A 25,285-nucleotide genomic window follows, 5' to 3' on the forward strand; every position below is an offset into this window, starting at 1 on the left:
GCCTACTTGGTCAGTTGTAGCTCAACGTCACTGTTGCGACCTGCCACGACCTTGAAATCTCGCTGGTAGATCTTGTCCTTGTTGCGGGCGATGGCGGTGTAGTCGCCCTCCGACAGGACCATGACCGGAAATGCACTGACGCTTTCGGCCACCACGTCGCCACCGGATGTTAGAACCGACCAGGCAGTATCAGCAATCGCCTCGCCGCCTTCGTCGGAAACCAGCTTGAAGCCGATCTGTGATGCGCGATGCTGGATCGTCGCTTCGGTCAACTTGCCGGCTTCGACCTTGATGTCTGCGCGCACGGCAGCGTTGATTGTCCCGTATTCCGACACGACGTGATACGTACCGGCATTCAGCCTGATGATCGTATGCGGTTTCACATCGGCCAGAACCAGGCCCCGCTCGCCGTCCGTCTTCACCTCGGTCGAGTAGATATCAAAGCTCAGATCCTTGTCCGGAATCTGGGTGTCCGGGCCGGAAATCGCACTGAGCAGCAGCCCGCCCGCATCCAGGACCATCACCTGATCCTCGACATTACCTTGATTCGGTATGGAGAGCTTTTTGGTGGCACCTGCACGGCCAAAGGAGACGTTGACGAAATAGTCTCCCGGAGCCAGCTGGAAATCGGCAGATCCACCTTCGGCACTCGCCAGCAGCGGCAGTTTACCGTCTGGACCGGGAATCGGGCTGAAGACGCGCCAGGAGAGGCCATGCAGCATGGGGGCGCCATCATTCGTCAGCTTGGCTTCAAGCTTGATGTTGCGGCTCTGGATCGCCGGCGCAAGTTCCGTTGCAAGGGGGGCGGAGAACGCCTTCAGTTTCGGCATCTTCGTCGAACCGTTTAACTGCTTGAAAGTCTCGAAGGCTTCCTGTCCATAACTGGAGCCCGCGACCGCAAGGGTCACGCAAAGCCCGAGCGCGAGCCGGGTCACAATTCGATGGCCTGTCATGCAATGCACTGTTGGTTGACTTCCTGTCCAATGCCAGCAAGTTCAATCCGAACGTGGTGGCAATTTCAAGACAAGTTTGCCATTCGAAGGCTTTCTAAGGTGTTGCAAGATGAAAAATGATATCAAATTAGTGGATTATTTGCGTGTTCGTCGTTCCGTCCCCGCATTTCAGATGTGTGAACCGGGCCCGAGTCGCGACGAAATCGAAGCGATCCTGACCCTCGCAGTGCGCGTGCCAGACCACGGAAAGATCGCGCCCTGGCGTTTCGTGGTCTATCGCGGAGCCGAGCGCGCGCGCCTCGGCGATGAGCTTCTGGCGATGGCGTTGAAGAAGAATCCCGAGCTGTCGGCGGAAATGATCGAGGTCGAGCGCAACCGTTTCACCCGCGCGCCTGTTGTCATCGGCGTCATTTCGACGGCCGGCCCGCATATCAAGATCCCGGAATGGGAGCAGGTCATGTCGGCCGGTGCCGTCTGCCTCAATCTGCTGATGGCGGTCAACGCGCATGGCTATGTCTCCAACTGGCTGAGCGAGTGGTTCGCCTTCGATCAGCAGGCCTATCCCTTGTTGGGGGTGAAGCCGGGTGAGAAGGTCGCCGGCTTTATTCATATCGGCTCCACCACATTCCCGATCGTCGAGCGTCCGCGCCCGGCATTGGCGGATGTGGTAACCTGGCAGGGTGGGGACGATTGATGTTCTACGACACGACAAGCAATGCCCATGGCATGGCCCACGATCCCTTCAAGGCGATCGTGGCGCCGCGTCCGATTGGCTGGATCGGCACCAGGGGAAGGGATGGCAGCCGCAACCTATCGCCTTATTCTTTCTTCAACGCCGTCAGTGACCGGCCGAAGATGGTCATGTTTTCATCGAGCGGTCGCAAGGATTCACTGCGCAATGCCGAAGAGACCGGCGTCTTCACCGCAAATTTCGTCTCCGCAGCGTTGATCGATGCGATGAATGCGTCTTCGGTGGCTGTGCCCTATGGCGCGGACGAATTTGCGATTGCCGGCTTGACGCCGATCGACGGCCGCCTGGTCGATGCGCCCTATGTGGCGGAAGCCGTAGCGGTCCTGGAGTGCCGGGTAGCTTCGATCGCGACCTTGAAGGACATGAACGGTCACGACACGGACAGCCATGCCGTGTTCGGCCAGGTGGTCGGCATACACATCCATGAAAGTGTCATTCGTGAGGGTCGTTTTGATCTGGCTGCTGCGCATCCGGTCATGCGGCTCGGCTATATGGACTATGCCGGAATTGGCCCGATCTTTGAGCTCGGACGTCCGAAGCCGCCGGAATCGGTCTGAAGACTGGTCTGCGACTCACCTTCGATGTCCCTGCCACAGCAAAGCCCGAAGCCGGATTTCTGGCGCCGTGATCGTTTCAATTTTGAGCGACCTCGCAGTGGCCATTTGATTTCGAGCGGATGACGCTGGTTAATGAACGTGGTGAACAATTCTTAAAGACTTTGCCGCTAGCGTCGGAATCCGGGCCTTAGGGCCGCGTGTGGGATTTCTCGTAGCGAGTGGGTTTGACAGTGATCGTGGCAACTTTTCTTCGTTGGGTTGAAACGGCAAGGACTCAGGACCGAGCCCGAGCAGCCAATACGTTGGCGAGAGCCTATCTGCGCACCGAGATTACCGCCGGCGAGCGGCAGGCGGCGCAGGTTGCCATGACCTATCTTCTGGACGATCCATCGCCGCAGGTTCGCCTGGCACTGGCGGACGTTCTCGCATCTGAACCCAAGGCGCCGCGTGCAATCATGATGTCGCTCGCCGAAGATCAGCCGGAAATTGCCTCGTCCGTTATTCTTCTGTCACCGGTCCTGACGGATGCTGATCTGGTCGATATCGCCGGACGCGGTACGATGGAGATCCGCGCGCTGGTTGCTGCGCGTCGGACTGTCAGTGTCGGCGTGGCCGCGGCTCTTGCCGAAATCGGTGACGCTGCCGAGATCGAGGTTCTTCTGGAAAATTCCGGTGTCTGCGTCACCCGTTTCACGCTACGCCGCATCGCCGAACGTCACGGCCGCAACGAACATATCCGGGCGCTTCTGCTCGATCGCGACGACCTGCCTGCCGGGGTACGCCAGTTGCTGGTCCAGTTTGTCGCAGAAGCCCTTGCCGGTTCGGATCTGGTCCGCGGCGCGGTCGGGATGCGCCGCATTGAGCGGGTCGCACGCGAAGCCGGTGACACAGCCACCATGGCGATCCTCGGCACGGTTCATGGAGATGAACTGGCACCGCTTGTCGAGCAATTGCGCGAAGCAGGTCGCTTGACGCCAGCCTTCCTGATGCACGCTCTCTGTGCGGGCCGCACCGACTTTTTCGCCTCGGCGATCGTATCGATCTCCGGTCTGGAAGAGCGACGGGTTCGATCCATTCTGGCCACGGGGCGGTTTCACGCGGTCCGGGCTCTGCTGGAAGCTGCAGGCCTTGGCCGTGATCTGAGCACACTGTTCGTCGATGCCATCATGCAATGGCGAGATCTGATTCAATCGACCCATGGTCTCGATCTTGACCACATCGCCGATCGCCTGATTCGCCGCTATCGCGACCAGTCAGACTTGAGCGATGCGGCGAGGGGCCTTCTCGACGTTGTGGAGCGTCTGGCGATCGCCGAAGAGCGTCGTCTCGCCCGCGACTACGCGTCCGGCATCGCGCTTGCTGCAGCCTGATCCGCTACCGGACAAGCTTCTTTGCCACCCAGGAATAACTGTCCGACACCACATGGATGGGCGTCTCGAAAATCATCTTGATCTGCGCCGTACCCGGGAGCACTTCTCGGACTGTTTCCATGGCGCGGGCGGCCAGTGTTTTCTTTTCGGTCTCGGGTGGTTCCTCCGCCAATACATCCGCAGCGGTTGGCGCGGCGGGCGAGGCGGCTACGCTGCCGTCCTGGGCAGGTTCCTGGCACACGGCAACCGCGGTCGGATAGCTGATATTGGAATAGCGCTCCAGCACCGTCTCAGCCGCCGCGTCGCAGAGCGAGATCGATATGAAACGTTCCGGCGCCGTCTCCACATATTCGCACTCGTTGACACCGTCGTCACAGCCCAGGATCGTCATCAGGATCAAAGCAGTCTTCATTGCGAAATAGGCCCCTTGCGCGGTGTCGGATCAAACTCAGGCTTGACGAAATAGCAGGATTGCAGCCAAAGCAAGACGGAACATCGCAAGCGCGAAGATGGAGCAAGGCTTGACCGTAACGATCGCAATCGAACCTGTTCGTCAGCCGGATGTGGTGCGGTTACTGGCTCTATCCGACGCCTATATGGCGGCTCTTTATCCCGCCGAGAGCAACCATATGGTTGACATTGATGATCTTGAAATACGCGGGACCTCCTTCTTCGTTGCACGGGTCGACGGCGAGATCATGGGATGCTGTGCCTTGACCCGCGCCCCGGACGGCACCGGTGAGATCAAACGTTTGTTCGTTGCCGCGCAGGCGCGCGGCCTATCGATTGGCAGGCGCCTGATGGAGGCCGTCGAGCATGAGGCGCGGCGTTCGAACCTCTTGGCGATCCGGCTTGAAACAGGAACGCTTCAGCCCGAAGCGATCGCACTTTATCGCAGGCTCGGCTACGCGGATATTCCACCATTCGGCGACTACCAGGACGATCCACTCAGCGTGTTCATGGAAAAGCGGCTCTGACAGAGATCGCAGGTTCGCCGTTGGTGAAGTGGCCAATACTGCGTTTCTGGTTCAAATCTGGTATTCTTCGAACGGGGTTCGGTAAAAATCCGGTGTCGGGTGCTGACCGCACTTGGCCATGTCATGAAAATATGAGATCAGCGCGCAGGTTTTGGGCCGTGCGTGGTCCGTTATGTCTTACCAGTTGCAGTGGATCATCATGCTCCAGAAATTTTTCGCTTTTTATCGGCCATATCGCGGGCTTTTTCTGATCGACTTCGGCTGCGCGATCATCTCCGGCCTGCTGGAGCTCGGTTTCCCGATGGCTGTGAAGTTGTTTGTCGATATCCTGCTGCCGAGCGCGCAATGGGGTATCATCCTGGCCGCCTCGATCGGATTGCTTGTCATCTATGTGATCAATACCGGCCTTATGGCGGTGGTCACCTATTGGGGCCACATGCTTGGCATAAATATCGAGACCGACATGCGCCGGCTCGCCTTCAGCCACATTCAGAAGCTGTCGTTCCGCTATTTCGACAACCAGAAGACCGGTCATCTCGTCGGGCGCCTGACCAAAGACCTGGAGGAGATCGGCGAGGTCGCCCATCATGGGCCGGAAGATCTGTTCATCGCTGTCATGACATTCCTCGGCGCCTTCGCGCTAATGCTGTCGATCAATGTGCAACTGGCGCTCCTGACCGCCGTTGTCGTGCCGCTGACCGCTTTTGTCACCAGCCGTTTCGGCAGCCGCATGACTGACAATTTCCGTTCGCTTTTCGGTCGTGTCGGCGATTTCAACGCCCGCATCGAAGAGAATGTCGGCGGCATTCGTGTCGTGCAGGCTTTCGCCAACGAGGCCCATGAGCGCGCTTTGTTCGAACGTGACAATCAGAACTATCGGACCACCAAGCTGGAAGCCTACCGGATCATGGCAGCCAGCACCTCGATGTCCTACATGAGCATGCGGCTGATCCAGATGATCGTGATGATCGTCGGCGCCTATCTGGTGCTTCGTGGCGAGCTGACAAACGGCGGTTTCGTCAGTTTCCTGCTGTTGGTCGGGGTCTTCTTCCGTCCGGTCGAAAAGATCAATTCGGTCATCGAGACCTATCCGAAGGGCATTGCCGGCTTTCGCCGCTTCACGGAACTGATGGAAACCGAGCCGGATATCGAGGATGCGCCGGACGCAATCGAGGCACCGGCGCTGAAGGGTGATATCGTATTCGACAATGTGTCCTTCGCTTATTCTGCCGACAAGTCCGTGCTGCGTGATATTGATCTCACGATCCGCGCCGGTGAGACGGTTGCCTTTGTCGGACCGTCAGGCGCGGGCAAGACAACGCTCTGTTCGCTTCTGCCGCGCTTTTACGAGGTGTCAGGTGGCGCCATCACCGTGGATGGTCTCGATATCCGCAAGCTCTCGCTCGCCTCGTTGCGTGGCCAGATCGGCATCGTCCAGCAGGATGTTTTCCTTTTCGGCGGTAGCGTTCGTGAAAACATCGCCTATGGCCGGCTGGATGCGTCCGACTTCGATATCATGGAAGCGGCCCGTCGGGCCAAGCTCGACGGTGTTATCGCCGCCATGCCCGACGGTCTGGATACGGTGATCGGCGAACGGGGCGTCAAGCTTTCCGGTGGCCAGAAGCAGCGCCTCGCGATCGCCCGCATGTTCCTCAAGAATCCGCCGATCCTGATCCTCGACGAGGCGACCTCGGCGCTCGACACCGAAACCGAGCGGGCAATCCAGCAATCGCTGTCGGAGCTGTCCGAAGGCCGGACCACGCTGGTGATCGCCCATCGTCTCGCCACCATTCGCGATGCAGCACGCATTGTCGTGGTCGACCAGACAGGGATCGCGGAAACCGGCACGCATGACGAGCTTCTGTCACGCCGCGGCGCCTATGCGCGCCTCTATCAGGCGCAGTTCGGCGCAGAAGCCGCCGAGTAAGGCAATCTTTGATCGGCGTCGGAGCCTGGTATCCACTCAACAATGTCGGCCCGGCGGTCTGCCGGGTCCGGTGCAAGCTGATCAAACAGTGGTGGTCTGCTTCGCCACGATCACGTCCGGCGCCTTTGGCGTCAACTGCGGTTCGACAGCCGCCACGGGATCCGGAATGTCGGAAAGTTCAACCTCCCGCATCCATTCGCGCCAGATCGAGACGATCAGAGCCATCAGCACCGGGCCGATGAACAATCCGAGAAAGCCCATCGTCTTCACGCCGCCGATCAGGCCGAAAAACGTCGGCAGGAAGGGCAGTTTGATCGGCCCGCCGACGAGCTTCGGCCGCACTGTCTTGTCGACGATGAACAGTTCCACCGTTCCCCAGATGAACAGGGCGATGCCTGCGAAGACCGAGCCACTTGCGACCAGATAGACGCTGACCAGCGTAAACGACAGCGGCGCACCGCCGGGGATCAGTGCCATCACGCCTGTGATCACGCCAAGGGTAACGGGCGAGGGCACACCGGCGAGCCAATAGGCTACACCTAGCACGATGCCTTCGCCGATCGCGATCAGCGTCATGCCGGTGACGGTCGAGCTTATCGTGGCGGGTACCACTCGCGAAATACGCTCCCACCGCGCAGGCAGGATGCGTTCGCCAAGCAGATCAAGTTGTCGGGTGAAAGACGCTCCATCCCTGAATACGAAGAACAGCGCGATCAGCATGAACAGCATGGTGAGCAGCAGGTGGAACGCGCCGTCCCCCAATGCAATCACGGCCCGGTAGATATTGCCGATATTGGCGCCACTGACGATCTGGACCAGTTCGCCGATCGCGCCGGGTGAGCCGACGCGATGTACCCATTGATCCGCGAGCCACTCGCCGACACCCGGCAATGCCAGGATCCAGTGCGGCGGAGGCGCGCCGTGCTTGTTGACTTCAAGCGCCCAGCCGATCCAGTCGCGCAATTCGCCGACAGCATAGGTGGCGGCAATGCCGATCGGGATGATCAGAAAGGCGAGGATCAGAATGATCGCGATCGTCGCGCCGATCGTTGTATTGCCTCCGACGCGATCGAGGATCCTGCGGTAGACCGGCCAGCTGGCGAAGGCGATGACGAGCGAGGCCAGAACCGGCACGATAAAGCCGTGGAAGAAGTAGATGGCAGCAATCGCAATCAAGACGAGAAGCCAGCGGGCTGCCGAAAGGGGCGTAACGAGTGCCGTCCTGCTTGGCGCCACCGGTCCAAGCCAGCGTGGCGCATCCTGCAGCTTACGATCCTCTTTCTTACGCACAGTCACACTTTCCAGTTTAATCGGTCTCACATTATGAGCGATTGTGGAGACGCCATGCAAGCATGGCCTTGAGAGACATCAGATAGTGTCTCTGGCATATCGGCGCAATCGCACCGTAGTGCTTGAAAATGTCGCGGCTATGTCACCGGATGCCAAAACTGGCAGCCGGTGACAGAGAAAGCGATAAATACAGTCCGAGCGCGGCTGAGCCGGCGTGGCGCGCGTCAGATATCCAGATTTTCTGCAAAGGCTGCACGATCCTGGATAAACCGGAAACGTGCTTCCGGCCTGGTTCCCATCAGGGCATCGACCGCGTCGCGCGTGCCTTCGAAATCCACGTCATCGATCTCGACCTTGAGCAGCGTGCGCTGGGCAGGGTCCATCGTGGTTTCCTTGAGCTGCGCCGGCATCATTTCGCCGAGGCCTTTGAAGCGCCCGATCTCGACCTTTTTGCCTTTGAACACGGTCTCCATCAGTTCTGCCCGATGCGCATCGTCGCGTGCATAGACGGTCTTGGCACCCTGGCGAATGACATAGAGCGGCGGCACCGCCAGATAGAGATGGTTGCCACGGATCAGCTCCGGCATTTCCTGATAGAAGAAAGTGATCAGCAGGGAAGCGATATGGGCACCGTCCACATCGGCATCGGTCATCACGACGATGCGTTCATAACGCAGGTCTTCTTCGCGATATTTCGTCCGCGTCCCGCAGCCGAGCGCCTGGATCAGGTCGGCGATCTGCTGGTTGGCCATCAGTTTTTCACGGCTGGCCGAGCCGACGTTGAGGATTTTCCCGCGCAACGGAAGAATTGCCTGGTTCTTGCGATTGCGGGCTTGCTTAGCCGACCCGCCAGCCGAATCGCCTTCGACGATGAACAGTTCGGCCCCTTCGGCGGTGTTTTGCGCACAGTCGGCCAGCTTGCCCGGCAGTCGCAGCTTGCGCACCGCGGTCTTGCGATTGACTTCCTTTTCCTTGCGCCGGCGAAGACGTTCCTCGCAGCGCTCGATGACCCAATCCAGCAGCTTGGCCGCCTCATTGGGATTGTCGGCAAGATAATGATCGAACGGGTCGCGCAGCGCATTTTCAACAAGACGCTGCGCCTCGACCGTTGCCAGCTTGTCCTTCGTTTGGCCGACGAATTCGGGCTCGCGAATGAACACAGACAGCATGCCCACGGCCGAGATCATCACATCGTCGGTCGTGACTTCGCGGGCCCGCTTGTTCTGCGTCAGCTCCGCATAATTCTTCAAGCCCTTGGTCAGCGCGATGCGCAGGCCGGCCTCATGCGTGCCGCCCTCAGGCGTCGGGATCGTGTTGCAATAGGAATGCAGGGCCGGGTCGCCGCCATACCAGGTGACCGCCCATTCCATGGCGCCATGGCCGCCCGTCTTTTCCGTCTTGCCGGAAAAGATCTCACGGGTGACGGTAAACTCCTTGCCGAGGGTCGCGGCCAGATAGTCCTTAAGGCCGCCGGGGAAATGAAAGACGGCCTTTTCCGGAATGTCGCCACCTTCCGGGACCATGCCCGGATCGCAGGACCAGCGGATTTCGACGCCGCCGAACAGATAGGCCTTGGAGCGCGCCATGCGGAAGATCCGGCCCGGATCGAATTTGGCATGGTCGCCGAAGATCTGCGGATCGGGATGGAAACGCACGCGCGTGCCGCGACGATTGTGCACTTCGCCCAGCTCTTCCAGCTCGCCGATCGGCACGCCGCGGGAGAAACGCTGGCGGTAGAGCTTGCGATTGCGGGCAACCTCGACCTCGAGCAGGTCCGATAGCGCATTGACCACCGACACGCCGACACCGTGCAGACCGCCGGACGTCTCATAAGCCTTGCCATCGAACTTGCCGCCGGCATGGAGCTTGGTCATGATCACTTCAAGCGTCGACTTGCCGGGGACCTGCGGATGCAGTTCAACCGGAATGCCGCGACCGTTGTCCGTGACGGTCAGGAAGCCCTCTGTGTCGAGATGCACGTCGATGAAGTTGGCATGTCCTGCCACTGCTTCGTCCATCGAATTATCGATGACTTCGGCAAACAGGTGGTGCAGCGCTTTTTCGTCGGTGCCGCCGATATACATGCCGGGACGCATGCGCACCGGCTCAAGCCCTTCCAGAACGCGGATGGACGAGGCGCCGTATTCGTCGCCGCCACCCGTCTGCGGTGCAGCTGGCGTGGTGGCTGGAGCCTGTGCGGCCACCGGGCGAGGCTTTGCCGCGGCAACTGGGGCAGGGGCCGTTTCGGCCTCAACTTTCTGCGCCGTCGGCATGGCGGAAAAGAGATCGTTGTCGTCCATGGCTTCGTTCGTTACTTTGTTTGTCTGTGCCGGATCGGCCTGCTCGCTTCGGACCGCTTCATCTGACTGCCCGATCGCTCATGCGAATCACCGGGATTTTGCCAGAAAAGCAGGGCAGGCGCGAAGGGCTTGGCAGCCGGTACATGGTGAATTCGGTCAAGCTTTGCGTGCCTGACTTGTCGATGGCAAGGCGCGAGCCAAAGGGAAGCTCTTCTTCGATGCAGATGTCCACAGCTCATTTCCGCACTGCGGCGATTTCGTGCGTTCTCTTTCCGTTTCTGTTGGCGCCAGCATTCGCGACTGACGCGCTCAAGCCTTTCAAGGATGAGCTGTTTTCGAGCCAGATTGTGCTGGAAAGCCGCGATGGCGGTGATTTTACCAAGGTGGATTACCAGGAACTGCGTGACATCAACGGGCGAGACAGCATTCCCGAACGCCGTGTCAAGGATCGCTATGTGTCGCTCGCCGTCCGCCGGGCACAGGACAATCAGACGCTGCAATTGCCGAGTGGCCCGCTGGAGGTCGCACGCGTCGGCAAGGACAGCGGCCAGGCTTTTACCGTGATTTTTATCCATGGGCGGGGTGGTGATCGTCGGCTCGGCATCAACGACATCACCTTCGGCGGCAATTTCAATCGGCTGAAGAACCTCGTATCCGCCAATGGCGGGACCTATTACGCGCCCTCCGTAAAGAGCTTCGACGAGAGCGGCGTGTCTGCCGTGGCGGCATTGATCGACCACGCTTCAGTATCATCCGGTGGCCGCCCGGTCGTGCTCGCCTGCGCCTCGATGGGCAGTTTCATCTGCTGGGGTGTCGCCCGCGACCAATTGGCGGCATCACGCTTGTCCGGCATGGCAATTCTTGGCGGCGCAACCGATCCCGATTTTGGCAAGAGCGTCGCGGCCAAGCGCAAATTGCCGGTCTGGTTCACCCACGGTAGCCGCGACAGTGTCTATGCAGCCGACGACCAGATTGCCCTGTATGATCGCTTGCACCAGTTAGGCTATCCAACACGGTTCACCCTGTTCGAGACCGGTGCGCATGGCACGCCCGTGCGCATGAGCGATTGGCGCGCACTCCTGTCATGGCTTGTCCGCTAAATGGATGCTGCGCTCAGGCGCTTTGCAATTCGCTGTCCAGCCAGGCAACCCGGTTGCGACCTAGGTGCTTGGCCTCGTAGAGCGCTGCATCCGCCTGCTTCAGCAGTCCTTCCAGAGAAACATGGCGTGTCAGGCCGCCCGCAACACCGAGACTGGCCGTGACCACGCCCGAGGTCCCGCTATGGGGTATTTTCTGTGCTTCAATCGCGTGCCTGATCCGTTCGGCGAGTGCCATCGCCTCTTCCTTTTCGATGCGCGAAACCAGAACGAGAATTTCCTCGCCGCCAAAGCGGAACGTTGTTCCCTGGTTTGCGACGGTGCGCTCTATGCATTGACTGACGGCACGAATGCAGGTGTCGCCCTCGATATGGCCATGCACGTCGTTGAACAGCTTGAAACTGTCGATGTCGAGCATGATCGCATACACAGACGTGTCGCTGTCTGCTTTCGTCCACATTGCGCCCGCGATCCGGGAGAGCGATCGCCGGTTCAAAAGCCCGGTCAACTCGTCCTGTTCGGAATGCTGTTCCAACTGCTGATGGAGCAGAGTACCGCGGAGCCGATTGAGGAAATTCAGCCGTTCCGAATGTTCCTGAAAGTAGGCGCCGAGCGCCAGGAAGATCGACACAGTGCCATAGAACGAGATCAATGCCTGATAGGTGACGGCATCCAGCGTTCCATTCAGCTTTGTCGTGGTCAATTGAATGCCGACGAGCAGCGCCAGACCCAGCAGTGTAGCGAAAAAACGTGGCCTGAGGCCGATAACCAGAAACAGAAAAACCAGCACATTGCCATTTTGATAGACGAACAGATGCGGGCTGGTGCTGAAGACGGCAACGGCCATCGGCAGCAATGCGCCAAGCACGACAACGCAAAGCGACAGGATGTCGTAATTTCGAGGCGACGGCCACTTGCGAATTGCCAGCGTCGCCAACAGGGCAAACGGCGTGAAAATCGCAAACCGCGCGACGATCAGGTGCGGCAGCACATCTGACCATGGTTGCATCGCCGACCCAGACCATGTCGTAGATCAGGGTGCCAACGATTGCCCATACATGAACGATCCGCACGCGGGCTGCGGCAAATTCCTTGAGATATACCGCTTCAATCGCGGGGTAAAAGCGCAACCAGCGGAACCCGGACATCAGTTGCCGATCCACCTGCTCGAGCATTGCGTCACGCATTGGGGCTCTCCGCTTTGGCGATGAGCGATACCGTTAGCGCACAAGTCTGAACGTAAGTTAAAAATTCATCAACTTGCGCATATCAGAAGAAGCTAAATGTTTATCGGCTAAATTCGAAAACGCTTGCCGCCAAATCTTGCATTTACGGTTCACATTTTCACCATATAGCCTGATAATCGGGCCAAATGCGAAGCCCAACCTTTCTTTTGAGCCGGCAATTTGCTAGTTCGGCATGGATGAATAGAGGTGGGTGAAGATATGACGCCAGATGTTCGGCCGCTGGTCGCAGGCAATTGGAAAATGAACGGGACGAGGGATTCCCTCGACCAGATCAAGGCGATTGCCGAGGGCGTGCAAGGCCCGCTGTCGCAAAAGGTCGAAACGCTCATTTGCCCCCCTGCCACCCTGCTTTACGTGGCGACCGCCCTGTGCACCGACAGTCCGCTTCAGATCGGGGCTCAGGATTGCCATCAGAATGCCTCAGGCGCCCATACCGGCGACATTGCCGCCGAAATGATTGCCGATTGCTTCGGCACCCATGTCATCGTCGGCCACTCGGAGCGTCGTACGGATCATGCCGAAACCGATCATCTCGTGCGCGCCAAGGCCGAAGCCGCCTATGCTGCCGACCTGACGGCAGTAATTTGCATCGGGGAAACGGCCAATGAGCGCAAGGCTGGCCAGACGCTTGATATTCTCAAGCGCCAGCTCGGTGCTTCGGTTCCCGATGGCGCCAAGGCAGACCGTACGGTTATCGCCTACGAGCCCGTATGGGCCATCGGCACAGGCCTGACACCGACATCGGCGGACGTGGCCGAGGCGCATGCTTTCATGCGTGCCGAACTCGTCAAGCGTTTTGGCGCCGAAGGCAAAGGCATGCGGCTCCTCTATGGCGGATCGGTCAAACCATCGAACGCCAAGGAATTGATGGGGGTCGCCAATGTCGATGGCGCGCTGATTGGCGGTGCGAGCTTGAAGGCCAGCGACTTCCTTGCCATATACCGGGTCTATGACGAGCTGACCGCCTGAAAGCCGGCCGGAAAAGCAGGCAAGGGGGTTTCTTTGCCTGCATCTCTCATGTAAAGAGCCGCCAACCTTATTGATTTTGCCTTTTCGGGCAGGATGGACATTCCATGCAGACCGTATTGCTTGTTATCTACCTCATGGTCGTCGTCGCATTGATCGGCGTCGTTCTGATTCAGCGTTCTGAAGGCGGTGGTCTCGGCGTGGGCGGCGGCTCCGGCTTTATGTCGGCGCGCGGCACAGCCAATGCGCTGACCCGCACGACAGCGATCCTGGCGACCCTGTTCTTTGTTATCTCCCTGGCGCTCGGCATTCTTGCCCGTTACGAGGCAAAGCCGACCGACATTCTCGACCGGATCCCAACGGGTAACGGTACGACCCAGGGCGGCAGCGTACTTGACCAGCTTCCGGGTGCCGCGCCTGCGACCCCGGCGCCGGCAACGACACCTGCTGTTCCGGCACCTGCACCAGTTGATCCGAACGCTGTTCCGAACAACTGATCGAACGCATCTCATCGCTCCGGCGGGCTCTCGAGTCCGCCGGTTTTATTTTGTCTGAATTCTGCCGATCTCATAAAAAATGTGGGACAGGGTCACAAAGGACTGGCGGAATCGATTTTGAAACGGTATCCGGTGAAGCCCATGGCGCGATATGTATTCATCACTGGCGGCGTGGTTTCCTCTCTTGGTAAAGGAATTGCGGCCGCAGCTCTCGGGGCATTGTTGCAGGCACGTGGTTACCGTGTGCGGCTGCGCAAGCTGGACCCTTATCTCAACGTTGACCCGGGCACCATGAGCCCGACTCAGCATGGCGAAGTCTTCGTCACCGATGACGGTGCCGAAACGGACCTCGACCTCGGCCACTACGAGCGGTTTACCGGTCGTTCGGCAACCAAGACCGACAACATCACCACCGGCCGGATCTACAAGAACATCATCGACAAGGAACGTCGTGGTGACTATCTCGGCGCGACCGTTCAGGTCATTCCGCATGTCACCAACGAGATCAAGGACTTCGTTACCGAAGGCAATGACGACTACGATTTCGTCATCTGCGAGATCGGTGGCACGGTCGGCGATATCGAGGCGATGCCGTTCATGGAGGCGATCCGCCAGCTTGGCAACGATCTTCCGCGTGGCGCTGCCGTCTACGTCCATTTGACGCTGATGCCGTATATTCCGGCAGCGGGCGAGTTGAAGACCAAGCCGACCCAGCATTCGGTCAAGGAACTGCAGGCGCTCGGTATCCATCCCGACATCCTATTGGTGCGTGCTGATCGGGAAATTCCCGAAGCCGAACGCCGCAAGCTGTCGCTGTTCTGCAATGTCCGTGAAACTGCGGTCATTCAGGCACTCGACGTCGCCAACATTTATGACGTGCCGATTGCCTATCATAAGGAAGGTCTCGACAACGAGGTCCTGGCCGCTTTCGGCATCGAGCCCGCGCCCAAGCCGCGTCTCGACCAGTGGGAAGAGGTCTGTAACCGCATCCACACGCCGGAAGGCGAAGTCACGATCGCGATCGTCGGCAAATATACCGGCCTGAAGGACGCATACAAATCCCTGATCGAGGCACTTTACCACGGTGGCTTCGCCAACCGTGTGAAGGTCAAGCTCGAATGGATCGAGTCGGAAATCTTCGAAAAGGAAGATCCGGCGCCGTGGCTCGAAAAAGTCAACGGCATTCTCGTTCCCGGTGGTTTCGGCGAGCGTGGCTCCGAAGGCAAGATCCTGGCGGCCCAGTTTGCTCGCGAACGCAAGGTGCCGTATTTCGGCATCTGCTTCGGCATGCAGATGGCGGTCGTCGAGGCGGCACGTCATCTGGCGGGCATTGAAAAGGCCTCGTCGACCGAGTTCGGCAAGACCGACGAGCCGGTCGTCGGCCTGATGACCGAATGGATGAAGGGCAACCAGCTCGAGAAGCGTGCCTCATCCGGCGATCTCGGTGGCACCATGCGTCTCGGCGCTTACAAGGCGTCTCTCAAGAAGGGCACCAAGATTGCCGAAATCTACGGTTCGACCGACATCTCCGAGCGTCACCGCCACCGCTACGAAGTCAACGTTGACTACAAGGACCGGCTGGAAGACTGTGGCCTGGTCTTCTCCGGCATGTCGCCGGACGGCCTGCTGCCGGAAACGGTGGAGTACCCGGATCACCCATGGTTCATCGGCGTCCAGTACCACCCGGAACTGAAGTCGCGGCCGCTTGACCCGCATCCATTGTTTGCCAGCTTCATCGGCGCCGCGGTCGATCAGAGCCGTCTCGTCTGAGACGCAGCGAATACGAATTCAAAAAACCCGGCCTTTGTGCCGGGTTTTTTGTTGCCCAGTCCAAGCTCCGCACAAGTTATCCGATGCAATCTCCGCGGATATTCAAGGAGATTGCCATGCGAATCGGTGAAAGTTCGATCTATTCCAGCAGCTACAGCATCCAGTCGAAAAGTAATTCTGGCGATATGAGCGCCCAAACCCGCGCACCGTTGGCAACGACATCGCCATCGGTCGGCGTCGAGGCCGATACCTCCGCCAAGGGGTTATCGAGCAATCTCTGGCTGCTCCAGACAGATGTATACTATTCGAAGGAGGCAGAAGAGACCGCCGCGCGCAAGGACGCGCTGAAGGCTGAATTCCGAGAACTCAACAGCCAATCCCCCGCCGAACGGATCCGCGATCAGTATCTCGAGAGCCACGGAATGACGGAGGAGGATTTGGCGGCTCTGTCGGACGAAGAACGCCAAGCCATCGAGGACGAGATCGAGCAACTGATCAAGCAGCAACTGGGGTTCGATGAGGATGCCCTATCAGAGGATAGCCAAGCCAGTGCCTGAGGATCGGGAGACGTTGGCGTTTTATGCCCGTGCAGCCGAAACCTACAGCCAATGGTCAAAAGATCACCAGAGCCCGCGTCTTGAGACGTTTCTTTCAAAGCTTTCACCGGGCGCACGGGTTCTGGAACTCGGCTGCGGTTCCGGGCGGGACAGTGCGACCATGCTCGCGCACGGCTTCGACGTCGTGGCCACGGATGCGTCTCCGGAGATGGCGGCGCAGGCCTCTCGCCACCTTGGTCGCGCGGTTTCGGTTCTGCCTGCCGGAGAGCTGTCGGCCCTGGCGGAATTCGACGCCATCTGGGCCAATGCCTGCCTCTTGCATATACCCAGGCAAGAACTGGCGGATGTGATTGCCCGGATCAATGCGGCCTTGAAGCCGCAGGGTTGTTTCTATGCAAGCTACAAGGGCGGTGAAGGTGAGGGGCGCGACCGGTTCGGGCGCTACTATAATTATCCGTCGATCGCCGTGCTTGAAGCACTCTACCAAACCTTGCCCTGGACCAGCCTGGAGATCAGTCAGGACATTGGGGGTGGATATGATGGCGAAAAGACCACGTGGCTGCATGTGACAGCCGTTGGGTGCTGAAAGGGCCTCAGCCGATAAATGGCCGCAGCATCAGGATCGGGCACAGAGCGCCGATGCCCATTTCCGGCGCATGCGGCGGCCGCACGATCAGGCAGTCGGACTGGGCGAAGATATTCATCATCGACGAATCCTGTTTGCCGAAACTTTCGACTTCTAGCTCTCCCGCAGAGTTTCGGCTCAGCCTTGCGCGCAGATAGTCCTGTCTCCGGTCGTTCGCCGCCAGAGGCGCAGCAAGTCGGGCCGTCGTCATGCGGTTGGGGGAAGGTCGATGGCCGAGCTTGGCCAGAAGCGGTTCGAGGAACAGCAGACCGCAGACCATGCTCGAAACCGGATTGCCGGGAAGCCCGAGCACATGGGTCGCGCCCAAACTGCCGACCATCAGCGGTTTGCCCGGCCGCATGGCGATCTTCCAGAAATCGAGCGTCATGCCGAGGGAAAGGAAGGTGGATTGCACCAGATCATGATCGCCGACCGAAGCACCGCCAAGCGTGACCACGATGTCGGCATGGGCAGCCTGCGCTTGTTTGATGGCATCCGCAATTGCGCTCCGGTGATCAGAGACAATGCCGAGATCGACGACGTCAGCACCGGTCGCCCGGGCAAGTGCGGCAATACCAAAGGTATTCGAGCCGATGATCTGGCTCGGGCCGGGCTGGTCTCCCGGCGAGACCAACTCATCACCCGTTGCAATGATGGCCACGCGTGGTCGACGGTAGACCGGCAGCGAAGCATGGTTCATCGCAGCCGCCAGCGTGAGTCGGGTGTAATCGATCGGTGTCCCGGCCTTCAGCGCGGTTTCGCCTTTGCGAAAATCCTGGCCCCGTGGGCGGATATGCCGTCCGAGAATGACCGGAAATGTGGTCCGGATCAGATTGCCGTCCAGCTTTTCCGCATCTTCCTGCAGGAGTACTGAATCAGCACCGGCGGGGACCGGTGCGCCGGTGAAGATGCGTACCGCTTCGCCCTCGGTTACCGAACCGGAAAAGCTATGGCCAGCGGCCGATTCGCCGATGACGCGCAGCACAGCGCCGGGATCTGCCGCATCCGCGGCTTTCAGCGCATAGCCGTCCATCGCCGAGGCGTCGAAGGGAGGTTGTGTCAACCGGGCGTCCAGATCGGTAGCCAATATACGATCGTCGCAGGCATGCAGCGGCAGTTGCTCGATTTCTGTGATCGGACGGGCTGTGGACAGCAGGCGAGTTTGGGCCTGCTCGACGGGAAGCAGGGTCATCTACGCGGTTCCCGGATGGTGGAATGGTCCGGACTTTCCTCCGGTCTTTTCCAGCACCCGAATGCTGCCGATTTCCATTGTCTTGTCGACGGCCTTGGCCATGTCGTAGATCGTCAGGCAGGCCACGGAAACCGCTGTGAGCGCTTCCATCTCGACCCCGGTCTTGCCGGTCAGCTTGACGGTGGCTTCGACCCGAAAACCGGGCAGTTCGGGCAGTTCGGTGATGTCGAGCGTAATCTTCGATAGCATCAGCGGATGGCACAGTGGAATGAGGTTCGACGTCTGCTTTGCGGCCATGATGCCCGCGATGCGGGCTGTGGCGATCACGTCGCCCTTTTTGGCATTGCCGCTGCGGATGATCTGCAACGTCTCGGCCGCCATGCGGATCTGACCCTCGGCCACCGCGATGCGCACCGTTTCAGCCTTGTCTCCGACATCGACCATATGCGCTTCGCCGGACGCGCCGATATGCGTAAGACCTGGACGATCGCTGCTCATTCGGCGGCCATGACCCCGGACTTGCCGGTGAGCAACAGACGTGTCGCTTCGGCTACATCGTCCTTGCGCATCAGGCTCTCGCCAACGAGGAAGGTGCTGATACCCGCCGTCTGCAATCGCTGGCAGTCGGCGTGGGTGAATATGCCGCTCTCGCCAACCAGAAGCCTGTCCGCCGGAACCATCGGTGCCAGTTGCTCACTGACGGCCAGGCTGACCTCAAAGGTACGAAGATCGCGATTGTTGATCCCGATGAGCGGCGAGGTGAGTTTGAGCGCGCGCTCCATCTCGTTCGCATCATGCACTTCGACCAGAACGTCCATGCCCAGTGCCAGCGCTTCGCTTTCAAGCTCGGCTGCTTGATCGTCCGACAGCGATGCCATGATCAGCAGGATGCAGTCGGCGCCCCAGGCACGAGCCTCGTAGACCTGATAGGTCTCGAACATGAAGTCCTTGCGCAACGCCGGCAACGAGCAGGCATCGCGGGCAGCCCCAAGGAATTCCGGTGCGCCCTGAAAGCTCGGCGCGTCGGTCAGCACCGACAGGCAGGCAGCACCTCCGGCCTCATAGGCCGCAGCCAGAGACGGCGGATCGAAATCCGGGCGGATCAGTCCCTTCGACGGGCTTGCCTTCTTGATCTCCGCAATCAGGCCATAACGTCCTTCGGTCTGTGCCCTGACCAGCGCCTTGTGAAAGCCGCGCGGCATGCTCTGCGTCTCGATCGCCGCCTTCAGCCTATCAAGCGGGCGTGCTGCCTTGGCTGCGGCGATTTCTTCGCGCTTGTAGATTTCGATGCGTTTGAGAATGTCTGTCATGAGGGAAGCTTAGCTCGACACGGCGGAATTGGAAATGGCGATCAGTTTTTCCAGCGCGGCACGAGCATTGCCGCTGTCGAGCGAGCGGCTGGCGAGGTGCATGCCTTCGGGGATGTCGGCAGCCTTGCCGGCCACGATCAGTGAGGCCGCAGCATTGCACAGCGCCACGTCGCGATAGGCGGTCTTGGCACCATTCAGTACTTCGAGCAGAGCCCTGGCGTTAACGGCACCGTCGCCGCCGCGAATGGCGTCCAGTTCGACCGTCGGTACACCGAAGTCGTCCGGCGTCAGCCCGAACGTGGTGATCTCGCCATCTTTCAGCGCCGCGACCTGTGATGGTCCCGTGGTGGTGATTTCGTCGAGGCCACTGCCATGGACGACCCAGGCGCTCGTCAGCCCGAGATCGCGCAGAGCTTCCGCACCCGGGATCAGCCATTCCGGCGAATAGACGCCGAACAACTGGCGCTTGACATTGGCCGGGCTCGACAGGGGGCCGATGATATTGAAAATCGTTCGCGTTCCAAGCTCCACCCGGGTCGGGCTGACATGGCGCATGGCTGGATGGTGCAACTGCGCGAACATGAACCCGATGCCCGCTTCACGGATGCAGCGGGCGATCATATCGGGATCGATATCCAGCTTGACGCCGAGCTGGGACAGCGCATCGGCCGTACCCGACTTCGAACTCAGCGCCCTGTTGCCATGCTTGGCGACGGGCACACCCGCACCCGCGACGATGAGGGCGGCCAGCGTCGAGATATTGTAGGTATTGGTGCCGTCGCCGCCGGTTCCGACAATGTCGATGGCATCTGCCGGTGCTTCGACGGTGATCATCTTCTGGCGCATGATCGAGATGGCACCGGCAATTTCATCAACGGTTTCGCCGCGCACCCGAAGGCCCATCAGGAAGCCGCCGATTTGGGCGGCGCTCGCTTCGCCCGACATCAGGATCTCGAACGCGTCGCTCGCTTCCTGACGCGTCAGGGACTGACGCGTGGCAATCTTTGCGATGAAAGGCTTCAAGCCGGACATATCTAACTCCCCCCGGAATTGCCGTCAGCGGACCATGGACTGCTGGGCCAGCGCCTGATTGAAGGTCACGCCGTAGTCCGCTTGCAGTTGGGTCACCATCTGGTCGAGGATGTCGTCGCCAGCGGCATTCGCCATGGTGACGATCTGCTCGTCCTCATTGTTGAGCACGCTGCCGCTCGGCTGATCGCGCACGGCTGTGACCGTCAGCAGGATCTGCGTCGTCGGGTCAGCGCCGGCAGCGCTCGCAACCGTACCGGCCGGGCCACTGAAGGCGGCAACGATCGCCGCCGTTCCAAGAACGGCGTCTTCGCTTCGGCGGGTCAGTCCAGCCTTGCTTTCCACTGCAATTCCCAACTCGGCTGCGACATCCTCCAGCTTGCCACCGTCGGCGATGCGCTTGCGCAGGCTTTCGGTCTTGGCGCCAAGCGCAATCTTCTGCTGTTCGGCGGTCCAGCCGGCAACTGCCTTTTCGCGGACTTCCGCCAGTTCGCGATCACGTTCCGGCTTGATGTCGGTCACGTCGAACCAGATGTAGCCGCTGTTGCCGACATTGATCGGCAGTGCCTCGACGCCGATGTCGGTGCGAAACACTTCGGCGAGAACGGCATCCCGTTCAGGGATGCCCGCCACCTCGGTCTCGCGGGCATCCAGGCCACGGCGGTCGATCATATCCACGGTAACGGGCTTGAGCTTCAGCTGTTCGGCAGCATCCTTGAGCGCTGTGCCGCCGGCGCGAAGGTCCTCGAACTGATCATGCACCGTTGTAATATCGGCGATGGCCGCGGATTCTGCCAGCGCTTCCCGGATTTCTTCCTTCACCTCATCGAGCGACCTTGTGCGGCCTTCCTTGATGTTGGTGACGCGCAGGATCACGGGGCCGAGTGCGCCTTCCACCACTGGCGTGGTGCCGCCTTCCGTGGCGACAGCGAATGCGGCATCGGCCAGCACGGCATCAGGCAGTTTTTCACGAGAGAAGTCGCCGAGCAGGACGTCGCCGGCAGTCTTGCCCTGGTCGGAGACGAGCTGGTCGAACGCTGTGCCGGAGGCCAGTTCGGCCGCCGCTGCGTCAGCCAGTTCTCGGGTCTCGAACGTCAGCTGCTCGATCGTGCGTGTACCGGCAATTTCATAGCTTGCCTTGCGCTTCTCATAGTCAGCGCGGATTTCCTCGTCCGAAATAGCGGCCTTGTCGGCAATGTCAGCCGGTTCAAGCTTCACATACGTGAAGCTGCGGTATTCAGGCGCGCGAAAGCCGGTCTTGGCTGTCTCGAACCATGCTGCCAGCGTTGCGTCGTCCGGAGCCTTGACCGGATCGATATTGGCATTGGTCAAAAGCACGTAGTTGATGTCGCGATTTTCGTAGCGATAGGCCTTCAGCGCATCGACGAGAACTTTAGGTGCCGTGAAGCCGTCCGCCGTCGCATCGACGATCTGGCTGCGGATCGCCACCTTCGAGCGCTCTTCGATATAGTCGTCCTGGCGCAGGCCTGCATTGGCGAGCCGCGAGGCGAAAAGCTGGCGGTCGAAAGCACCGGCTGCATTCTTGAAGGCGGGGTCTTCCGCGATCAGTTGTGCCAGGCGATCCTGCGACAAACCGAGATTCATGTCGGATGCAAGCTGATCAAGGGCGGCGCCGGCAGCGAGCTGCGAGAACACCTGCGACTCGATCCCGAGGGCGCGGGCCTGTTCCGTCGTCAGCTGCGTGCCGAAGCGACGGCTGAGATCGGTCACCTGTCGCTGGTAGGCAAATGCGAAATCGCTCGCCGACACAGTCTGGTCGCCGACAGTGACAACCGAGTTCGAGTTGTTGCTGAACAACGAGGCGGAGACGCCCCAGACTGCGAACGAGATGACAAGCATCGACATAAGCACTTTGGCGACCAGGGTTTGGGAAGCTTTTCTCAAAATGACGAGCATCGGAACGCAATTACCTCATGACAAGCCTTCGCATCGGGCGAAGCGGGTGGACTTCCTTAAATCAAACTGTCGCGGAAATGAAGGCTCGTTTGGCGAAAAGCCTGCAACCGGTGGCGAAGGCGATATGAGCTCGCCTTCGAGGCGGTGAAAACCACTGAGTTTCAATCATTTGACATCGCGCAAAGCAGCGAAGCTCCAAGGCCTTCATACTGCATCACAGTTGGCCGAACGACGGATGACAATCCTGTGATAGACACACTCATGCGCGAGCCCGCTCCGCGCGTCCTACACGGTCTGAAGTCCGACGAGGTGCGGGATGCGCGAGGCCGATGGGGTGAGAACCGCCTCCCGACCGCTTCGGCGCCTTCGTTTCTCAAGACATTGCTCGGTCAATTTCTCAGTCCTCTGATCTACATTTTGTTTGCCGCCGCTGGCCTGTCTATGGTTCTCGGTGAGACGATGGATGCCGGCTTTATTGCAATTGTTCTTGCAATCAACGGCATAATCGGCGCGTTCCAGGAGCATTCTGCCGGAAAATCGGCCGAGGCATTGCGCGCACTGGAGCAGCCGCAGGCAACGGTTGTTCGCGATGACGTCAGGCAGCGGCTGGACGCGGTCGAACTTGTACCGGGCGATATTGTTCTGATGGAAAGTGGCGAAAGGATCCCGGCTGATATCGATCTGATTGAGGTCGAGGGTTTGCAATGCGACGAGGCCGCCCATACCGGCGAATCGAAGCCGGTGGCAAAATCCCCTGGCCAACTGGCTTTCGCCGGGACGATGGTTACGCGTGGGCGGGCAACCGGCAAGGTCGCGGCAACCGGCCGCCGGACCGAATTGGGTCGCATTGCCGGAGCCATTGAGGCGCCTTCCAGTGCCAAGCCGCCGCTGATGATCCGCATGGAGCAGTTTACCCGCCAGATAGCCTATGCGGTTGGTATCGCCATTATGGTTCTTTTCGTCATCGGTCTGTGGCGGGATATGCCGTTGGTCGAGCTACTGACCATGTCTGTTGGTCTGGCCGTCAGTGCCATCCCGGAAGGGTTGCCGATCGCCATCACCGTCGCGCTCGCCATCAGCATGCGTCGCATGGCGAAAGCTCATGTCATCGTCCGCCATCTGCCGGCCGTAGAGGCACTCGGGTCCTGCACAATGATCGCGACCGATAAGACCGGGACATTGACGCTCAACGAACTGACGGTCACCGACATTCGACTGCCGGATGAGACCCATTGGTTGATCGATGCCGGCGGTCAATCGGCGGATACCGCAATCCGCAGCCGGGATGGCAAACACGCTCAGGCGAGCGAAGCGGTCAACCTGCTGCTGCGGGCCGCAAGCCTGCCTAACGAGGCCGAACTTTCAGGTCGTGACGGGGTGTGGGAGCCGAGCGGCGACACGGTCGATATCGCCCTGCTGGCTGCGGCTCATAAGGCGGGCATGTCGAAATCCCGGCTGCTGGAAGAGTTTCCTCTGCATCGCCGTCTGCCTTACGAGCCGGAGCTGAAATATGCTGCTTCCTTCCATCATTCTCGCGACCAGCTGCGCATATTCGCCAAGGGCGCGCCAGAGCGCCTGATTGCCATGTGCACGAACATGCAGCTCGCAGACCAGGTTGTCGCCCTTGATCCCAATCTGCTGGAGCGCCAGATTGCAGACATGGCCTCCGACGGCCAGCGTGTACTGGCCTTTGCCGAAGGTGAGATGGAACATGTCGGCCAGGATGGCCTCGGCGGTCATCTGCTGGTGGATCTGACATTCCTCGGACTAGCCGGCATGCAGGATCCGATCCGGCCGGAAGTTCCGGCCGCCATCGCTGCCTGCAATGCAGCGGGCATCGGTGTCGTCGTGGTCACCGGCGACGATCCGCGCACCGCGAGGGTGATCGCCGGCAAGGCTGGCATAGTCGCAGACGATGAGGCGGTGGCAACCGGCGACGAAGTGGCCAACGCCTTGGCACAAGGCGAGGAGCGGCTGGATCAGTTGACGGGTCGCATCCGCGTGTTTGCACGGGTAAAGCCCGAGCAGAAGCTCTCCATCGTCCGGTCACTGGCGCGCAATGGCCATTTCGTCGCGGTCACCGGAGACGGGGTCAACGATGCCCCGGCGCTCAGGCATGCGCATGTGGGGGTGGCCATGGGCCTGAAGGGCACGGATGTCGCCAAGGAAAGTGCCGACATCATCCTGACGGACGACAATTTCGCCTCCATCGTCGCCGGTATTGTCGAGGGCAGGGTGGCCTATGGCAACATCCGCAAGGTCGTCTTCATGCTCGGCGCCACCGGAGCGGCAGAAGTGCTGCTATTCCTGCTGGCCATGGTCCTTGGGACGCCGATGCCGCTGAGTGCGGTGCAGCTTCTGTGGCTGAACCTTGTCACCAACGGCGTTCAGGACGTGGCACTGGTAACCGAACCCGCGGAAGGCGATGAGCTCACCCGACCGGTCCGACGGCCGGAAGAGGCGCTCTTCGACCGGCTGATGCTGCGCCGTCTTGTCGTGGCGACATTGGTCATGGGGTTGGGTGGTTTCGTCCTGTTTTACGCCCTGCTGAATACGGGCATGGAACCGATCCAGGCGAGCAATCTTCTGCTGGTGCTGTTTATCCTGTTCGAGAATGTCCAGTGCCTGGCCAGCCGATCCGAGCGGCGCTCGGTCTTTAGCCAGTCGCCCTTCTCCAATCCGTATTTGCTGCTCGGCATCCTCGGCTCGCAGGCGCTGCATATCGCGGCCATGTATATGCCGGGCCTGAGCGACGTGCTCGGCATTGCCCCGATTGCGGCAACCGACTGGCTCCTGCTTCTTGCCATCGCCATGCTGGTCTTGGCCGTCAGTGAGATCGACAAGGCCCTTGAACGCCGCCGCATCCGCGTCTGAGGATCGCACCAGATCACAAACAATGGGGCCGGCGAATTGCTCCGCCGGCCCCATTCTATGTCATCTGTCCAGGATTGCG

General features: G+C 60.0%; 23 protein-coding genes. 12 read left to right on the plus strand and 11 right to left on the minus strand.

Features of this window, described 5'->3' with window-relative positions; all coding sequences use genetic code 11:
* Positions 1–2: 2 nt before the first annotated feature.
* On the minus strand, positions 3–953 hold the full coding sequence (locus tag LQ231_RS11505; protein ID WP_113141286.1) for a hypothetical protein: 951 nt from the start codon (positions 951–953) through the stop codon (positions 3–5).
* 109 nt (positions 954–1,062) lie between these two features.
* On the opposite strand from LQ231_RS11505, the gene LQ231_RS11510 reads away from it, so the two are divergent.
* From LQ231_RS11510 to LQ231_RS11520, 3 genes are all read left to right on the plus strand, one after another.
* Positions 1,063–1,647: a nitroreductase gene (locus LQ231_RS11510; protein ID WP_230171408.1), complete on the plus strand. Its 585-nt coding sequence runs from the start codon at positions 1,063–1,065 to the stop codon at positions 1,645–1,647.
* On the plus strand, positions 1,647–2,261 hold the full coding sequence (locus tag LQ231_RS11515) for a flavin reductase family protein (protein ID WP_230171409.1): 615 nt from the start codon (positions 1,647–1,649) through the stop codon (positions 2,259–2,261). Before LQ231_RS11510 ends, LQ231_RS11515 begins: the two co-directional genes overlap by 1 nt.
* 230 nt (positions 2,262–2,491) lie before the next feature.
* Positions 2,492–3,631: a DUF2336 domain-containing protein gene (locus LQ231_RS11520; protein WP_113141399.1), complete on the plus strand. Its 1,140-nt coding sequence runs from the start codon at positions 2,492–2,494 to the stop codon at positions 3,629–3,631.
* A gap of 4 nt (positions 3,632–3,635) precedes the next feature.
* Here LQ231_RS11520 and LQ231_RS11525 read toward each other — a convergent pair whose 3' ends face one another.
* Positions 3,636–4,043: a hypothetical protein gene (locus LQ231_RS11525; RefSeq protein ID WP_113141289.1), complete on the minus strand. Its 408-nt coding sequence runs from the start codon at positions 4,041–4,043 to the stop codon at positions 3,636–3,638.
* Positions 4,044–4,152: 109 nt separating this feature from the next.
* Here LQ231_RS11525 and LQ231_RS11530 point away from each other — a divergent pair, with 109 nt between their 5' ends.
* Positions 4,153–4,608, plus strand: a complete 456-nt coding sequence (locus LQ231_RS11530) for a GNAT family N-acetyltransferase (RefSeq protein ID WP_230171410.1) — start codon at positions 4,153–4,155, stop codon at positions 4,606–4,608.
* A 199-nt stretch (positions 4,609–4,807) separates the two neighbouring features.
* Entirely contained in the window at positions 4,808–6,535 is a 1,728-nt protein-coding gene (locus LQ231_RS11535) for an ABC transporter ATP-binding protein (protein WP_230171411.1), read from the plus strand.
* An 81-nt stretch (positions 6,536–6,616) separates the two neighbouring features.
* Here LQ231_RS11535 and LQ231_RS11540 read toward each other — a convergent pair whose 3' ends face one another.
* From LQ231_RS11540 to LQ231_RS11550, 3 genes are all read right to left on the minus strand, one after another.
* Positions 6,617–7,825 (minus strand): AI-2E family transporter, encoded by a 1,209-nt coding sequence (locus LQ231_RS11540; protein ID WP_230171412.1) that lies wholly within the window; start codon positions 7,823–7,825, stop codon positions 6,617–6,619.
* A gap of 224 nt (positions 7,826–8,049) precedes the next feature.
* On the minus strand, positions 8,050–10,125 hold the full coding sequence (parE, locus tag LQ231_RS11545; protein ID WP_230171414.1) for a DNA topoisomerase IV subunit B: 2,076 nt from the start codon (positions 10,123–10,125) through the stop codon (positions 8,050–8,052).
* A 58-nt stretch (positions 10,126–10,183) separates the two neighbouring features.
* Positions 10,184–10,357 (minus strand): hypothetical protein, encoded by a 174-nt coding sequence (locus tag LQ231_RS11550; RefSeq protein WP_230171416.1) that lies wholly within the window; start codon positions 10,355–10,357, stop codon positions 10,184–10,186.
* Between LQ231_RS11550 and LQ231_RS11555 the strand changes: the two genes are divergently transcribed.
* Positions 10,350–11,225, plus strand: coding sequence for an alpha/beta hydrolase (locus tag LQ231_RS11555; protein ID WP_230173320.1), 876 nt, complete (start codon positions 10,350–10,352; stop codon positions 11,223–11,225). The two genes, LQ231_RS11550 and LQ231_RS11555, sit on opposite strands and share 8 nt — an antisense overlap.
* Before the next feature lie 13 nt (positions 11,226–11,238).
* Here the strand turns inward: LQ231_RS11555 and LQ231_RS11560 are convergent, their stop codons facing one another.
* On the minus strand, positions 11,239–12,231 hold the full coding sequence (locus LQ231_RS11560) for a GGDEF domain-containing protein (RefSeq protein WP_230171418.1): 993 nt from the start codon (positions 12,229–12,231) through the stop codon (positions 11,239–11,241).
* A 436-nt stretch (positions 12,232–12,667) separates the two neighbouring features.
* On the opposite strand from LQ231_RS11560, the gene tpiA reads away from it, so the two are divergent.
* From tpiA to LQ231_RS11585, 5 genes are all read left to right on the plus strand, one after another.
* Complete coding sequence (tpiA, locus tag LQ231_RS11565; protein WP_230171420.1) at positions 12,668–13,438, plus strand: triose-phosphate isomerase; 771 nt, start codon at positions 12,668–12,670, stop codon at positions 13,436–13,438.
* A 104-nt stretch (positions 13,439–13,542) separates the two neighbouring features.
* A complete protein-coding gene (gene secG / locus LQ231_RS11570) occupies positions 13,543–13,932 on the plus strand; it encodes a preprotein translocase subunit SecG (RefSeq protein ID WP_113141295.1) in 390 nt (129 codons plus the stop codon).
* A 132-nt stretch (positions 13,933–14,064) separates the two neighbouring features.
* A complete protein-coding gene (locus LQ231_RS11575; protein ID WP_290371376.1) occupies positions 14,065–15,702 on the plus strand; it encodes a CTP synthase in 1,638 nt (545 codons plus the stop codon).
* A gap of 116 nt (positions 15,703–15,818) precedes the next feature.
* Positions 15,819–16,259 carry a hypothetical protein gene (locus LQ231_RS11580; RefSeq protein WP_230171422.1) on the plus strand — a complete coding sequence of 147 codons (441 nt, stop codon included), beginning with the start codon at positions 15,819–15,821 and terminating at the stop codon, positions 16,257–16,259.
* Complete coding sequence (locus tag LQ231_RS11585; protein WP_230171423.1) at positions 16,252–16,845, plus strand: class I SAM-dependent methyltransferase; 594 nt, start codon at positions 16,252–16,254, stop codon at positions 16,843–16,845. The genes LQ231_RS11580 and LQ231_RS11585 overlap by 8 nt, the downstream gene beginning before the upstream one ends.
* A gap of 7 nt (positions 16,846–16,852) precedes the next feature.
* Here LQ231_RS11585 and glp read toward each other — a convergent pair whose 3' ends face one another.
* Genes glp through LQ231_RS11610 form a run of 5 tightly spaced genes read right to left on the minus strand, consistent with a single transcriptional unit; the run spans position 16,853 to position 22,332 of the window.
* A complete protein-coding gene (glp, locus tag LQ231_RS11590; protein ID WP_230171424.1) occupies positions 16,853–18,076 on the minus strand; it encodes a gephyrin-like molybdotransferase Glp in 1,224 nt (407 codons plus the stop codon).
* A complete protein-coding gene (gene moaC, locus LQ231_RS11595) occupies positions 18,077–18,574 on the minus strand; it encodes a cyclic pyranopterin monophosphate synthase MoaC (RefSeq protein ID WP_113141300.1) in 498 nt (165 codons plus the stop codon).
* Complete coding sequence (gene trpC / locus LQ231_RS11600; protein ID WP_230171425.1) at positions 18,571–19,386, minus strand: indole-3-glycerol phosphate synthase TrpC; 816 nt, start codon at positions 19,384–19,386, stop codon at positions 18,571–18,573. The genes moaC and trpC overlap by 4 nt, the downstream gene beginning before the upstream one ends.
* Positions 19,387–19,395: 9 nt before the next feature.
* Entirely contained in the window at positions 19,396–20,418 is a 1,023-nt protein-coding gene (gene trpD, locus LQ231_RS11605) for an anthranilate phosphoribosyltransferase (RefSeq protein ID WP_230171426.1), read from the minus strand.
* A gap of 24 nt (positions 20,419–20,442) precedes the next feature.
* The gene (locus LQ231_RS11610; RefSeq protein WP_113141303.1) at positions 20,443–22,332 is read right to left on the minus strand and encodes a peptidylprolyl isomerase; all 1,890 of its coding nucleotides are present in this window, start codon (positions 22,330–22,332) and stop codon (positions 20,443–20,445) included.
* Between the two features lie 261 nt (positions 22,333–22,593).
* Here LQ231_RS11610 and LQ231_RS11615 point away from each other — a divergent pair, with 261 nt between their 5' ends.
* Positions 22,594–25,206 carry an HAD-IC family P-type ATPase gene (locus LQ231_RS11615; RefSeq protein ID WP_230171427.1) on the plus strand — a complete coding sequence of 871 codons (2,613 nt, stop codon included), beginning with the start codon at positions 22,594–22,596 and terminating at the stop codon, positions 25,204–25,206.
* Positions 25,207–25,285 lie beyond the last annotated feature (79 nt).

The organism is Rhizobium sp. CECT 9324, assembly GCF_918741265.1.
Taxonomy (GTDB): Bacteria; Pseudomonadota; Alphaproteobacteria; order Rhizobiales; family Rhizobiaceae; genus Allorhizobium.

Coding starts and splice junctions, on each gene's coding strand:
- LQ231_RS11505 (WP_113141286.1), bottom strand. CDS start 953: ATGACAGGCCATCGAATTGTGACCCGGCTCGCGCTCGGGCTTTGCGTG.
- LQ231_RS11510 (WP_230171408.1), top strand. CDS start 1,063: ATGAAAAATGATATCAAATTAGTGGATTATTTGCGTGTTCGTCGTTCC.
- LQ231_RS11515 (WP_230171409.1), top strand. CDS start 1,647: ATGTTCTACGACACGACAAGCAATGCCCATGGCATGGCCCACGATCCC.
- LQ231_RS11525 (WP_113141289.1), bottom strand. CDS start 4,043: ATGAAGACTGCTTTGATCCTGATGACGATCCTGGGCTGTGACGACGGT.
- LQ231_RS11535 (WP_230171411.1), top strand. CDS start 4,808: ATGCTCCAGAAATTTTTCGCTTTTTATCGGCCATATCGCGGGCTTTTT.
- parE (WP_230171414.1), bottom strand. CDS start 10,125: ATGGACGACAACGATCTCTTTTCCGCCATGCCGACGGCGCAGAAAGTT.
- LQ231_RS11555 (WP_230173320.1), top strand. CDS start 10,350: ATGTCCACAGCTCATTTCCGCACTGCGGCGATTTCGTGCGTTCTCTTT.
- LQ231_RS11560 (WP_230171418.1), bottom strand. CDS start 12,231: ATGCAACCATGGTCAGATGTGCTGCCGCACCTGATCGTCGCGCGGTTT.
- tpiA (WP_230171420.1), top strand. CDS start 12,668: ATGACGCCAGATGTTCGGCCGCTGGTCGCAGGCAATTGGAAAATGAAC.
- secG (WP_113141295.1), top strand. CDS start 13,543: ATGCAGACCGTATTGCTTGTTATCTACCTCATGGTCGTCGTCGCATTG.
- LQ231_RS11580 (WP_230171422.1), top strand. CDS start 15,819: ATGCGAATCGGTGAAAGTTCGATCTATTCCAGCAGCTACAGCATCCAG.
- glp (WP_230171424.1), bottom strand. CDS start 18,076: ATGACCCTGCTTCCCGTCGAGCAGGCCCAAACTCGCCTGCTGTCCACA.
- moaC (WP_113141300.1), bottom strand. CDS start 18,574: ATGAGCAGCGATCGTCCAGGTCTTACGCATATCGGCGCGTCCGGCGAA.
- trpC (WP_230171425.1), bottom strand. CDS start 19,386: ATGACAGACATTCTCAAACGCATCGAAATCTACAAGCGCGAAGAAATC.
- trpD (WP_230171426.1), bottom strand. CDS start 20,418: ATGTCCGGCTTGAAGCCTTTCATCGCAAAGATTGCCACGCGTCAGTCC.
- LQ231_RS11610 (WP_113141303.1), bottom strand. CDS start 22,332: ATGCTCGTCATTTTGAGAAAAGCTTCCCAAACCCTGGTCGCCAAAGTG.
- LQ231_RS11615 (WP_230171427.1), top strand. CDS start 22,594: ATGCGCGAGCCCGCTCCGCGCGTCCTACACGGTCTGAAGTCCGACGAG.